General features: G+C 72.9%; 14 protein-coding genes. 5 read left to right on the top strand and 9 right to left on the bottom strand.

The window, feature by feature from the left end; all coding sequences use genetic code 11:
* Positions 1 to 44 precede the first annotated feature (44 nt).
* Together CHB94_RS25885 and CHB94_RS00560 are read right to left on the bottom strand one after the other, a co-directional pair.
* Positions 45 to 311 (bottom strand): response regulator, encoded by a 267-nt coding sequence (locus CHB94_RS25885; RefSeq protein WP_254920305.1) that lies wholly within the window; start codon positions 309 to 311, stop codon positions 45 to 47.
* A gap of 114 nt (positions 312 to 425) precedes the next feature.
* On the bottom strand, positions 426 to 902 hold the full coding sequence (locus CHB94_RS00560) for a DUF5709 domain-containing protein (protein WP_089334637.1): 477 nt from the start codon (positions 900 to 902) through the stop codon (positions 426 to 428).
* A gap of 31 nt (positions 903 to 933) precedes the next feature.
* Between CHB94_RS00560 and CHB94_RS00555 the strand changes: the two genes are divergently transcribed.
* Positions 934 to 1,278 carry a UBP-type zinc finger domain-containing protein gene (locus CHB94_RS00555; protein WP_089334636.1) on the top strand — a complete coding sequence of 115 codons (345 nt, stop codon included), beginning with the start codon at positions 934 to 936 and terminating at the stop codon, positions 1,276 to 1,278.
* A 78-nt stretch (positions 1,279 to 1,356) separates the two neighbouring features.
* Here the strand turns inward: CHB94_RS00555 and CHB94_RS00550 are convergent, their stop codons facing one another.
* Positions 1,357 to 2,781 carry an NADP-dependent succinic semialdehyde dehydrogenase gene (locus tag CHB94_RS00550; RefSeq protein WP_089334635.1) on the bottom strand — a complete coding sequence of 475 codons (1,425 nt, stop codon included), beginning with the start codon at positions 2,779 to 2,781 and terminating at the stop codon, positions 1,357 to 1,359.
* Positions 2,782 to 3,087: 306 nt separating this feature from the next.
* Here CHB94_RS00550 and CHB94_RS00545 point away from each other — a divergent pair, with 306 nt between their 5' ends.
* Positions 3,088 to 4,083 (top strand): sensor histidine kinase, encoded by a 996-nt coding sequence (locus CHB94_RS00545; RefSeq protein WP_254920304.1) that lies wholly within the window; start codon positions 3,088 to 3,090, stop codon positions 4,081 to 4,083.
* Positions 4,084 to 4,108: 25 nt separating this feature from the next.
* Here CHB94_RS00545 and CHB94_RS00540 read toward each other — a convergent pair whose 3' ends face one another.
* Complete coding sequence (locus CHB94_RS00540) at positions 4,109 to 4,483, bottom strand: TFIIB-type zinc ribbon-containing protein (RefSeq protein WP_089334634.1); 375 nt, start codon at positions 4,481 to 4,483, stop codon at positions 4,109 to 4,111.
* Between the two features lie 218 nt (positions 4,484 to 4,701).
* Here CHB94_RS00540 and CHB94_RS00535 point away from each other — a divergent pair, with 218 nt between their 5' ends.
* The gene (locus tag CHB94_RS00535) at positions 4,702 to 5,514 is read left to right on the top strand and encodes a CoA transferase subunit A (RefSeq protein WP_089334633.1); all 813 of its coding nucleotides are present in this window, start codon (positions 4,702 to 4,704) and stop codon (positions 5,512 to 5,514) included.
* Positions 5,514 to 6,182, top strand: coding sequence for a CoA transferase subunit B (locus CHB94_RS00530; protein ID WP_089334632.1), 669 nt, complete (start codon positions 5,514 to 5,516; stop codon positions 6,180 to 6,182). The genes CHB94_RS00535 and CHB94_RS00530 overlap by 1 nt, the downstream gene beginning before the upstream one ends.
* A 121-nt stretch (positions 6,183 to 6,303) precedes the next feature.
* Here CHB94_RS00530 and pcaC read toward each other — a convergent pair whose 3' ends face one another.
* The 5 genes from pcaC to pcaH all read right to left on the bottom strand — a co-directional run bounded on the left by pcaC (position 6,304) and on the right by pcaH (position 10,397).
* Positions 6,304 to 6,705 (bottom strand): 4-carboxymuconolactone decarboxylase, encoded by a 402-nt coding sequence (pcaC, locus tag CHB94_RS00525; RefSeq protein ID WP_217899102.1) that lies wholly within the window; start codon positions 6,703 to 6,705, stop codon positions 6,304 to 6,306.
* Positions 6,702 to 7,478, bottom strand: a complete 777-nt coding sequence (gene pcaD / locus CHB94_RS00520) for a 3-oxoadipate enol-lactonase (protein ID WP_089334631.1) — start codon at positions 7,476 to 7,478, stop codon at positions 6,702 to 6,704. Before pcaD ends, pcaC begins: the two co-directional genes overlap by 4 nt.
* Positions 7,479 to 7,545: 67 nt before the next feature.
* A complete protein-coding gene (pcaB, locus tag CHB94_RS00515) occupies positions 7,546 to 8,871 on the bottom strand; it encodes a 3-carboxy-cis,cis-muconate cycloisomerase (RefSeq protein ID WP_089334630.1) in 1,326 nt (441 codons plus the stop codon).
* A 55-nt stretch (positions 8,872 to 8,926) separates the two neighbouring features.
* The gene (gene pcaG / locus CHB94_RS00510) at positions 8,927 to 9,496 is read right to left on the bottom strand and encodes a protocatechuate 3,4-dioxygenase subunit alpha (protein ID WP_176445339.1); all 570 of its coding nucleotides are present in this window, start codon (positions 9,494 to 9,496) and stop codon (positions 8,927 to 8,929) included.
* Between the two features lie 154 nt (positions 9,497 to 9,650).
* The gene (pcaH, locus tag CHB94_RS00505; protein ID WP_089334629.1) at positions 9,651 to 10,397 is read right to left on the bottom strand and encodes a protocatechuate 3,4-dioxygenase subunit beta; all 747 of its coding nucleotides are present in this window, start codon (positions 10,395 to 10,397) and stop codon (positions 9,651 to 9,653) included.
* 68 nt (positions 10,398 to 10,465) lie between these two features.
* Between pcaH and CHB94_RS00500 the strand changes: the two genes are divergently transcribed.
* Complete coding sequence (locus CHB94_RS00500) at positions 10,466 to 11,242, top strand: IclR family transcriptional regulator (RefSeq protein WP_089334628.1); 777 nt, start codon at positions 10,466 to 10,468, stop codon at positions 11,240 to 11,242.
* Position 11,243: the final 1 nt, after the last annotated feature.

The raw sequence follows: 11,243 nt of genomic DNA, 5'->3' as shown, positions 1-11,243 counted from the left end.
GACGTTGATCGCCTGGATGGCGGCGTCGGTGTCGGCGTAGGCGGTCAGCAGCGCCCGCCGGGCCCCGGGAACAGATCCATCGCCTGCTCGAGGAACTCGATGCCGTTCATCTGCGGCATCCGGTAGTCCGCCAGCAGCGCGGCCACGGTGTCCCCCCGGAGCTTCAGCTCGCGGAGGGCTTCCAGCGCCTCCTGGGCCGAGGACGCGCGCAGCACCCGGAAGTCCTTCCCGTAGTACCGGCGCAGGTCCCGGGCGACCGCCCGGGAGACCCCGGGGTCGTCGTCCACGCTGAGCAGGACGGGCTTGCCCATGGCAGCTCCTGTCGGCGAGCTCCGGCCCGGCCGTGGCCCTCCTGCAGGGGCCCGCCGCCAGCTTGCGAGGGGTGGGGGCAGGAGGGTCCTCTTGCCGTGCGGCTGGGCCCAACGCTAGTCGCGAAAACGCGGTCGCGGCGCCCGCTGGTCGCGGTCCCGGACGACGTGGATCGCGGCCTCCTCGGCCGAGGCGGCGGCGCCGTCGATGCCTTCGTCCTGCGCCCACAGCTCGTCGTCGGTGTCCTCCGTCCCGCCGTCGTCGGCGTCGATCAGGCGGCCGGACCGCACGTCCCCCACCTCGTCGTCGAGCAGTTCGCCGTCGGTGTCGGACGCGTCGCCGAGCCCGTCGCCCTCGTCGGCAGTGCCGTCGGGGAGCTCACGGGCCAGCCGGCCGTCGAGGCTCTCCCCCGCGGACTCCTCGGCCTCCGTGGTGCCCCGGTCGTTCACCGCCCAGGGCCGCTCGGGCACCGACCAGCCGGTGTCCAGGACATCGCGCAGGCCGCGCGGGTCCTCGAGGGTGTCCTCCGCTGCCAGCAGCCCGGAGGCTTCCTCGGGGTCGGTGCCGTCCGTACCGTGGATACCGGGTTCCATGCCGACAGTCCTCTCGGGGCGGGAGAACGCGATGACCGCAGCCGCGATCGATGCATCGGTGCCACCCAGCGGACCCGGGTGCGTGGAGTGCGAGGCCGCGGGCGGCTGGTGGTTCCACCTCCGTCGCTGCGCGCGGTGCGGGCACATCGGCTGCTGTGACTCCTCGCCCAACCAGCACGCTCGCGCCCATGCGACATCCGCCGGCTATCCGGTGATGCGCAGCTTCGAGCCGGGCGAGGACTGGTTCTGGGACTTCTCGTCCGAGCGGCCGGTGGCCGGGCCGGCGCTGGCCCCGCCGCAGCACCACCCCCTCGACCAGCCCGCACCGGGACCGCGGGGGCGGGTCCCCGCCGACTGGCGGTCGCGACTGCACTGATTCCAGTTCCCGGCCGAGTCTGACCGGGCCGGCGCGCGGCGGACAGCCCTTCGCGCGCCGGCCCCGGCGATCAGGGGCTCACTCCGAGGCGGCGCCCGCGGTGTCGCCGTCGGCCTGCTCGCTGCTGGGCGGCCCGATCCAGACGGTCTTGGCGTTCATGAACTCGCGCATGCCCAGTTCGGTCAGCTCCCGGCCGTATCCGCTCTGCTTCACGCCACCGAAGGGCAACTCGGGGTAGCTGGTGACCATCCCGTTGACGAACGCCAGGCCGGAGGCGATGTCTCTGATGAACTGCGTGCGCTCGTCCTCGTCCTCGCTCCAGAGGTTGGCGCCCAGGCCGTACGGGTGGCTGTTCGCGATCTCGATGGCCTCGTCGAGGCTGTCGACGGTGAACAGCGCCGCTACCGGGCCGAACACCTCCTCGAAGTACAGATCCATCTCCGGGGTGATCCCGGTGAGCAGGGTCGGCGCGTAGAACCAGCCGGGCCGGTCGACCCGCGTGCCGCCGACGAGGACGGTCGCGCCCTTGTCGACGGCGTCCTGCACGTATCTCTCCACGTCGTCGCGCCCGGACTCGGTGGCGAGGGGGCCGACCTGGGTGTCGGGGTCCATCGGGTCGCCGACGGTGAGCGCCGCGATCTTCTCGGCGAACAGCCGGGTGAACTCCTCCGCCACGTCGCGGTGCACGAAGAACCGCTTGGCCGCGATGCAGCTCTGGCCGTTGTTCTGGTTGCGCGCGGTGACGGCGACCTCCGCCGCCTTGTCCAGGTGCGCCGAGGGCATGACGATGAACGGGTCGCTGCCGCCGAGCTCCAGGACGGTCGGCTTGAGCGCGTCGCCGGCGATCGAGGCCACCGACTGCCCGGCCGGGGCGCTTCCGGTCAGTGTCGCCGCCGCGACGCGGTCGTCGCGCAGCACCCGCTCGATCGTGCCGGACCCGATGAGCAGCGTCTGGAACACGTCTTCGGGAAAGCCCGCCTTGCGGAAGATTTCCTCCAGGTACAGCGCCGTCTGCGGCACGTTGCTGGCGTGCTTGAGGAGCCCCACGTTGCCGGCCATCAGCGCCGGGGCAGCGAAGCGCATGGCCTGCCACAGCGGGAAGTTCCACGGCATGATCGCCAGGACGACACCGATCGGCTGGTAGACCACGTAGGCCTCGTTCGCCTTGACGGCCTCGGCGTCCTTGCGCTCGGGTTCCAGCATCGCCGGCCCGTGCTCGGCGTACCAGCGCAGCGCCTTCGCGCACTTGGCGACCTCCGCCTTCGCCGAGGCGAGCGTCTTCCCCATCTCGGTGGTCATCAGTTCTGCGACGGTGTCGGCGTCGGCGTCGAGGACGTCGGCCGCCCCACGCAGCCAGCCGGCCCGCTGCTCGGCCGAGGTTCGCCGGTAGCTCGCCCACGCGGTGGCCGCACGCGCGAGCTTGTCCTCCAGTGCCTCGTCGGTCAGCGGCTCGTAGGTCTTGAGCGTCTCGCCGGTGGCCGGGTTGACGGTGGCGATGGCCATGCTGGGCTCCCGTGGGTCTGCGCTGCCGGACTGCACTGCTCCCCTGCCCGTCCGGCCGGTCGGGCAATCGTGCCGTGCGGCCGTGGCACAGTCCGGCCTCGTCTCCGTCCGCGGCTACCGGCACGCCCGGGCGCAGGGCCGGGCCGCAGCCGATCTGGCGCTGTCCTGACCCGCGGTCCCGGAGCCGTCCGGTGAGCCGGGTGAGCCGCGTCGCTCGGCGTCCATCCCACCCCGGAAACCGTTCTGCCTTACCGTGGAGCCGCAGCCCCGCATGCCGGGCGCCGACAGACATCTCGGGGTGGATCAGTGACGCAGTGGTCAGCGGGCGGACGGTCGGACGCGCCCGCCGTCGACCACCTGCGCAGCTCGGGCGCCTACCCGCACGACGCGCTGCTCTACGAGAAGCCCGAACAGGTCGTCGCGGCGGCCGTGCCCTTCCTGCTGGAGGGGCTGGAGGCCGGCGACGCCGCCGTGGTCGCCACCAGTGCTGCGACTGCCTCGGTCCTGCGCGACGCGGTCGACGGTGACCCGCGGGTGCACGTCCTCGAACGCGGCGACGTCTATCGCGCGCGCACGCCGACGGCGATCACGACGTTCCGGCAGCTGGCCGAGCAGCGCGCCGCCGAGGGTGTGGTGCGGGTGCGCATCGTCGGCGAGGTGGACTTCGGTGAGACCGAGCGCGACTGGCTGGAGTGGCAACGCTACGAGTCGGTCATCAACAAGGCACTGGCGGACTGGCCGTTGTGGGGTCTGTGCGTCTTCGACGCCCGACGTCTGCCCGAGACCGTCCTGGAGTCCGCGCGGCGCACCCACGGTCGCGTCGTGACGCCGGAGGGCCGCGCAGACAATCCCGACTTCGTCGCCCCCGCCGACTACCTGCGGTCCCTGCCGATCCCCGTCGAGCCCCTGGAGCGCACTCCCCCGCGCCTCTGGGTTCGCGACATCACCGACTTCATCGCCCTGCGGCACACCGTCGCCGCCGCACTGGCAACGGTCGACGCCCCGCCGGACGCCGTCGAGGACTACCTGCTCGCCATCGACGAGATGACGTCCAACGCCGTCCGGCACGGCAAGCCCCCGGTCAGCCTGCGGCTCTGGGTGGGCCAGGACCGGATCGTCTGCTCGATCGATGACCACGGTCCCGGCTTCGACGACCCGTTCGCCGGGTACGGGCCGGCGCACGGCGACGACCTGTCGCGCGGCGGCATGGGCCTGTGGCTGGCCCGGCAGCTGTGCGACCACGTCGACATCTCCGGCGACGACGACGGCGCGCACGTGCGTCTCACGATCCGCCTGCCCTGAGCCGGACCTCCCCGGCGGCCGGCGCTCAGCCGAAGAGGTCGCCGAGGAAGGACTCCTTCTTCCGCCGGTGGTACGACCCGGAGGAGTGCGAGGACTGCTTGGACCCCTGCACCTGGCGCAGGACCTCACCGACCACCGCACCCAGCCCGGCGCCCGACACCTTTTGCCCGTGGGCGGACTGCTGGTGGGACGACTCGCGGTGGGTGGACTGCTGGTGGGACGGCTGCTCGGCCTGCGCTGCCGGGGCGCCGCTGTGCCAGGCGTTCTCCGCGTCGATCAGCCGGTCCAGCTCGCCGCGGTCGAGGAAGATGCCTCGGCAGTCCGCGCACTGGTCGACGTGCACGCCGTTGCGCTCGTAGGTCCGCATCGCACCGTGACACTTCGGGCAGGTCAGCTCCATGCCCGCGCAACGGGGGTCCCGGGCCAGGAGTTCCCCGACCGGTAGGTGCGGGGACCATTCCACCCAGTGGTGGCCGCACGTCGGAACAGCCTGCTCCGGCATAGATACTGGGGAACCGCAGTCCTGAGCGATGGGAGCACGTTGGTGGATCGAACGCGCACGCACCAGGGGCCGGACGCCGTCCTGCCGCCGGTTCCCGGTACACGGAGGAGCTGACGATGGACAAGGTCCTGGCCTCGACACGGGAGGCGGTCGCCGACATCCCCGACGGCGCCACGCTGGCGGTCGGCGGGTTCGGCCTGTGCGGGGTGCCGATCAAGCTGATCGACGCCCTGCTCGAGCAGGGTGCCAAGAGGCTCACGACGATTTCCAACAACTGCGGCGTGGACGACCAGGCGCTGGGCGTTCTCCTCTACGCCGGGCGGATCACCCGCACGATCAGCTCGTTCGTCGGGGGCAACAAGGAGCTGGCCCGGCTGTACCTCTCCGGCGAGCTGGAGGTCGAGCTGACCCCGCAGGGCACGCTGGCCGAGCGGCTGCGCGCCGGCGGCACCGGCATCCCCGCCTTCTACACGCCGACCGGCGTCGGCACGATGGTCGCCGAAGGGGGCATCCCGGTCCGCTACGACAGCGAGGGCAACGTCGTGGCGACCAGCGCCCCCAAGGAGGTGCGGGTCTTCGACGGCGAGCAGTACGTGCTGGAGACCGCGCTCACCGCCGACTTCGGTCTGGTCCGGGCGGTCCGCGGCGACCGGCACGGCAACCTGGTCTTCCACGAGTCCGCGCGCAACTTCAACCCGCTGGCCGGCATGGCCGGGCGCATCACCATCGCCGAGGTCGAGGAGCTCGTCGAGCCGGGCGAGATCACCCCCGAGGACGTGCACCTGCCCGGCGTCTTCGTCGACCGCGTCGTCGTCGTGGGCCCCGAGGGCAAGGGGATCGAGAAGCGCACCACCCGCCCGCGCACCGACCGCACCGGCACCCCGGCCGGCGCCGGCGAAGAAGCCACCACCGTGGAAGGAACGGCCTGATGACACTGGACCGCGAGCAGCTCGCCGCCCGGGTGGCCCTCGAGCTCGAGGACGGCCAGTACGTCAACCTCGGGATCGGGATGCCGACCCTGGTGCCGAACTACGTGCCCGACGACATCCACGTCGTCCTGCACTCCGAGAACGGCATCCTCGGGGTCGGCCCCTACCCGTTCGAGGGCGAGGAGGACCCCGACCTGATCAACGCCGGCAAGGAGACGGTCACGATCCTGCCGGGGGCCAGCTTCTTCGACTCGGCGCTGTCGTTCGGGATGATCCGCGGCAAGCACCTCGACGTCGCGATCCTCGGCGCCATGCAGGTCAACGCCCGCGGCGACCTGGCCAACTGGCTCATCCCCGGCAAGATGGTCAACGGGATGGGTGGCGCCATGGACCTCGTCCACGGCGCCCGCAAGGTGATCATCATGATGGAGCACGTCGCCCGGGACGGGTCGGCCAAGATCGTCGAGGAGTGCACCCTCCCGCTCACCGGCAAGGCCTGCGTCGACCGGATCATCACCGACCTCGCCGTCATCGACGTCACCGGCGACGGCCTGGTGCTGCGCGAGGTGGCCCCCGGCGTCACCGTCGACGAGGTCGTGGCCGCCACCGACGCGCCGCTCACCGTCGTCGAGGACTGCCCGACGATGCCCCTCCCCGCGACCGTCTGACCCATCCCGAGGGAGTGCGCTGAGGCCCCGTTCCGGAGTGCGGAACGGGGCCTCAGCGCACTCCCTTCCCGTCCGTCGCGATCCCGGCGGGCCGGTGTCGGCGCCGGCGCGCCGATCAGCGTCAGGCGGAGGTGTCGCGGAGCTCCTCGAGGACGGGCGCGGCCACCTTGAACGCGTGGTTCGCGGCCGGGACGCCGGCGTAGATCGCGGCGTGCTGGATCACCTCGGCGATCTCCTCGTCGGTGAGCCCGTTGTTCTTCGCCGCCCGCACGTGCAGCGCGAACTCCTCCCAGTGCCGCAGCGCGATGGTGATCGACAGCGTCATCAGGCTGCGGTCGCGGCGGGCCAGCCCCGGGCGCTGCCAGAGATCACCCCAGGCGGTCCGGGTGATGAAGTCCTGGAAGTCGGCGGTGAACGGGGTCGTGGCCGCCACCGCGCGGTCGACGTGGGCGTCCCCGAGCACCTCGCGCCGGGTCCGCATGCCGGCCTCGCGCCGCGCGTCGTCGGTGGTCGGCTCGCTCAACGGGTACCTCCTGCGGAGTCGAAGTGGCCCAGCAGGGCGCCGGTGACCTCCAGCGTCCGTTCCAGGTTGGCCAGGTGCGCGCCGGGGCTCACGGTGACCAGCTCCGCGCCGCGGATGCCGTCGGCGATGAGCCGCTGGTGCTCCGGCGGCAGGGCGGGGTCTTCCGCCCCGGACACGACCAGCGTCGGCGCGGTGATCCGGGCGAGGTCCTCGCGCAGGTCCAGGCCGGCGACCACCTCGCAGCAGGCGGCGTAGCCCTCGTCGTCCGACCCGGCGATCATCGCCTCCAGCCGCGCGACCAGGTCCGGGTGCTCGGCGGCGTAGGTCGGCGTCAGCCAGCGGCTGACGACGACCGGGGCGAGTGGGGCGGTGCCGCCGGAGCGGGCGGCGACCGCCCGGTCCAGGTAAGCCTGCGGGTCGGCCTTCGCCGAGGTGCACAGCAGCGCGAGCCGGTGCACCCGCTCCGGGTTCCGCGCGGCCAGCCGCATCGCGGTCATGCCGCCCAGGGACAGTCCGGCGACGTGCGCCCGCTCGGCGCCCACCTCGTCGAGCAGGGCGACCAGGTCGTCGGTCAGGTCGTCGAGCGTGTACGGCCCCTTCGGCGCCGGGGATTCCCCGTGCCCTCGGGTGTCGTAGGTGACGACGCGGTACCGCTCGGCGAGCGCCGGTACCTGCGGGTCCCACATCGCGCGGGTGGCGCCCAGGGAGTTGGAGAGGACGACGACCGGCGCGTCGGCGGCCCCGTCCACGGTGTACGAGACGGCGACGGTCACTGCTCCTCCAGGGCGCTCGTCGGCCGCGTGCCTGCGGCTCCGGTCACTGGCTTGCTCGCACGTTGGCTCACTGTGTCCCCTCGGTCAGTCGGCGGTGGTCGGCCAGGACTGCGTCCACCTGAGCTCCGGCCTCGCCCACGTCCGGGCCCGCCGCCAGCAGCGTGTGCACGTCGACGTCGGTGCGCTCGGCGAGCACCTCGCGCAGCGGCCGGCCACTCGCCACCGCCTCGCGGGATGCGTCGGCCGCCGCGTCGTGCGCCGCTCCCCGGCCCAGCGTCGGCGTCAGGGCCTCGGCGAGGGCTCCAGCCAGCTCCGGGTCCCGCGCCGAGGCGACGGTGGCGGCCATCCGGTCGACGTCGGGCCGGAGGCCGGCCAGGCTCTCCGCCAGCCACGACGCGGCGGAGCCCACGGTGCTGAGCAGATCGGTCAGGGTGGGCCATTCGCTGTGCCAGGCCCCCGCCGCCCGCTCGTGCTCCTGCTCCATCGCCGCGAACAGCGTGGCGACCAGGCCGGGCGCACGCCGCGCGCAGGCGCGGGCCGAGATCGCCGCGACCGGATTGCGCTTGTGCGGCATCGCGGAGGAGCCGCCGCGGGACTCCCCGCTCTCGCTGACCTCGGCGACCTCGGTCTGTGCCATGAGGACCACGTCGACGGCGATGGTCCCGAGCACGCCGGCGGTCGCGCCCAGTGCGCCGGCGAGGTCGGCGATCGGCAGCCGCATCGTGTGCCAGGGAGCCGCGGTGTCGGCCAGACCGAGCTCGGTGGCCAGGGCGGAGCGCAGGGCCACGCCCGACCCGGAGCTGGCGACCAGGGTCCCCGCCGCTCCGCCGTACTGGACCGGCAGCGACGCGACCACCTCGGCCAGCCGGAGGCGCGCTCCGTCCAGGCCGGCCAGCCAGCCGGCTGCCTTCAGGCCGAAGGTCGTCGGCAGCGCCTGCTGCATGAGCGTGCGGCCCATGACGACGTCGTCCCGGTGGACTCCGGCGAGCCGGGCCGCTGCTCCGGCGGCGCCGGCGAGGTCGGCGTCGATGGCCGCGATCGCGTTCCGGGCCAGCAGCAGCAGGGCGGTGTCCAGGATGTCCTGGCTGGTGGCACCGACGTGGACGGCACGGGCGGCGTCCTCGCCGACGGCCTCCTGCAGCGCCCGCACCAGCGGCGGCACCGGGTTGCCGGCATCCGCAGCCCTCGCCACGACGGTCGCGAGATCGAGCCGGGCCGGGTCGGCACAGACGGTCGTCACCGTGGCGGCCGCGGTCTCCGACACCAGCCCGAGGCGGGCGGCCGAGCGGGCCAGTGCGGCCTCCACCTCGAGCAGGGCCCGGAACCACGCGGCGTCGGAGACTGCGGCGGTGGCTCCGCCGCGGGCGAAGGTGCCGCCGAAGAGTCCGCTCACGCGCAGGTCCCGGTCATGGGGCCGTTCTTACCGGAGCAGCGGTCAGGGAGCCGGGTCATACCGCGAAGAACACGGTCTCGCGGTCGCCCTGGAGGCGGATGTCCAGCCGGTACCCGTCATCGGTGGGGGTGGCGATCAGCGTCTCCCGAGCCGCGTCGTCGGGCAGCGACCTCAGGACGGCGTCCTCTGCGTTGGCCGCGGCCTCGTCGGCGAAGTAGATCCGGGTGACGACGCGATCGAGGATCCCGCGCATGAAGACCGAGACGTCGAGGTGCGGAGCCTGCAGCCCGCCGTCGCCGTCCGGGACGCGGCCGGGCTTGAGCGTGCAGACGGCGTACTCGCCACCGTCCACGGTCTGCGACCGGCCGAAGCCGCGGAACCCCGGGTAGGCGACCGGGCCGCGCGGGTCGTCGGGATGGTCGAAGCGACCGTCGGGATCGGCCTGCCACGTCTCCACCATGGCGTCGGGGACCACGTCGCCGTTGCCGTCGAACACGGTGCCGCGGATCCAGATGGCACCGTCGGCGTCCGGGGCGACGACGAAGGGACCGTCCTCCCACGTCAGCCCGATGGCGAGGTAGGGGCCGACCGTCGCGCTGGGTGTCGTGCGCAACTGCGTCTTCACGCCACACCTCCCGGCGCGATTCCGGCCTCGATCCGCTCCTCGCTCCGCGTCAGCGGTCGCCTCCGCGGTCGCTCCGCTCCTCGCTCGCTGGCGCTCGCTGCGATGCTCACTCCCTGTCGGCTCCTGCCTCGCTGCGATGCTCCCTCGGCTGTCATCACGCCACGTCTCCGTCGTCCTCGGTCTCGAACGGCGTCTGGTCCTTGCCGCGCAGCACGATGTCCCACCGGAACGCCAGGGCCCAGTTGTCCACGGTGCGCTCGTAGTCGAACCGGCTGATGGCGAGCGGCCGCGCGGCCTCAGGGATCGCGTTGAAGATCGGATCCTGGAAGAACAACGGATCGTCCGGGAAGTACATCTGGGTGACCAGTCGCTGCGTGAACGCGGTGCCGAACAGCGAGAAGTGGATGTGCGCCGGCCGCCAGGCGTTGTGGTGGTTGCCCCACGGATAGGCGCCGGGCTTGATCGTCGTGAACTCGTAGCGGCCCCGGTCGTCGGTGAGGCATCGCCCGAGGCCGGTGAAGTTCGGGTCCAGCGGCGAGGGCCAGTTGTCGACGACGTGCCGGTAGCGGCCGCCGGCGTTGGCCTGCCAGATCTCCACCAGCGTGTGTGGCACGGGCTTGCCGTCGCTGTCGAGCACTCGGCCGTGAACGATGATCCGCTGCCCCTGCGGTTCGCCGTCGTGCTGGCGCGTCAGGTCGGCGTCGGCCGGGGTCACCCGTCCCTCACCGAGGAGCGGACCGGTGATCTCGGTCAGCCGGTGCGGGAGGTCGACGGGGGCGTGCAGCGGCGCCCGCAGGCCGGTGCTCCGGTAGTCCGCGTAGCCGACGGGCGTACGGAACTTGTCCTCCTCCCGCAGGTAGCGCGGGAGGTGCAGCCGACTACCGGATGTGGTCCTGCTCATGCCGGGACGGTACGGCCGAGCGGCTACGCTTCCCAAGCGCCCACTTCCACTGGGCGGGAGGAGCGCGCATGGCCGGCCGCAGCGCCACACCGGGGCGATCGGTGACCTCGCGTGCCCTGGCGATCCTCGACGCCTTCGACAGCACCGCCCCGCGGTTGTCCCTGTCGCAGATCGCAGAGCGCTCCGGCACCCCGCTGACGACGGCCCATCGGCTCCTCGGCGAGCTGGCCGACTGGGGCGCCCTCATCCGCCGTCCGGACGGCCGCTACGAGATCGGCCGCAAGCTCTGGGATCTCGGGCTGCTCGCGCCGGTGCAGATGGAGCTGCGCCAGATCGCCGCCCCGTTCCTCCAGGACCTGCACACCACCATCCGCGACACCGTCCATCTCGCCGTCCGCGAGGGCCTGCACGCGCTCTACGTCGAGCGGGTCTCGGGCCGGGAGTCCGTGCCGATGGTGAGCCAGGTGGGCAGCCGGCTGCCGTTGCACGCCACCGGGGTCGGCAAGGTGCTGCTGGCGGCGGCGCCGCAGGACGTCGTCGAGCAGGCGCTGCGTTTGCTCACCCGACAGACCCGGAACACGCTGGTCGACCCGGGGCGCATGCGCCGAGAGCTGGCCGAGGTCCGGCGTCGTCGGTACGCCCGGACGTCGGAGGAGATGTCACCGGGCGCGGCCTCCCTGGCCGTCCCGGTCCAGGTGGAACGCCGCAGCGGCCCGGCGGTGGTGGCGGCACTCGGCATCGTCGTCCGCCCGCACCGTCGGGACCTCCCCCGCCTCGTTCCCGTCCTGGAGGTCGCGGCCCGGGGCATCGGACGCGAACTCGCCCGCACCCGCGATTTCCGCTGAA

Origin of the sequence: Blastococcus mobilis (assembly GCF_900188025.1) — a bacterium.
Taxonomy (GTDB): Bacteria; Actinomycetota; Actinomycetes; order Mycobacteriales; family Geodermatophilaceae; genus Blastococcus_B; species Blastococcus_B mobilis.
This window is presented reverse-complemented; position numbering and strand designations above follow the sequence as displayed.

What these genes read in the sequence shown, in the direction of transcription:
- CHB94_RS25885 (WP_254920305.1), bottom strand. Translation starts at nt 311, where the DNA reads ATGGGCAAGCCCGTCCTGCTCAGCGTGGACGACGACCCCGGGGTCTCC.
- CHB94_RS00560 (WP_089334637.1), bottom strand. Translation starts at nt 902, where the DNA reads ATGGAACCCGGTATCCACGGTACGGACGGCACCGACCCCGAGGAAGCC.
- CHB94_RS00555 (WP_089334636.1), top strand. Translation starts at nt 934, where the DNA reads ATGACCGCAGCCGCGATCGATGCATCGGTGCCACCCAGCGGACCCGGG.
- CHB94_RS00550 (WP_089334635.1), bottom strand. Translation starts at nt 2,781, where the DNA reads ATGGCCATCGCCACCGTCAACCCGGCCACCGGCGAGACGCTCAAGACC.
- CHB94_RS00540 (WP_089334634.1), bottom strand. Translation starts at nt 4,483, where the DNA reads ATGGAGCTGACCTGCCCGAAGTGTCACGGTGCGATGCGGACCTACGAG.
- CHB94_RS00535 (WP_089334633.1), top strand. Translation starts at nt 4,702, where the DNA reads ATGGACAAGGTCCTGGCCTCGACACGGGAGGCGGTCGCCGACATCCCC.
- CHB94_RS00530 (WP_089334632.1), top strand. Translation starts at nt 5,514, where the DNA reads ATGACACTGGACCGCGAGCAGCTCGCCGCCCGGGTGGCCCTCGAGCTC.
- pcaH (WP_089334629.1), bottom strand. Translation starts at nt 10,397, where the DNA reads ATGAGCAGGACCACATCCGGTAGTCGGCTGCACCTCCCGCGCTACCTG.
- CHB94_RS00500 (WP_089334628.1), top strand. Translation starts at nt 10,466, where the DNA reads ATGGCCGGCCGCAGCGCCACACCGGGGCGATCGGTGACCTCGCGTGCC.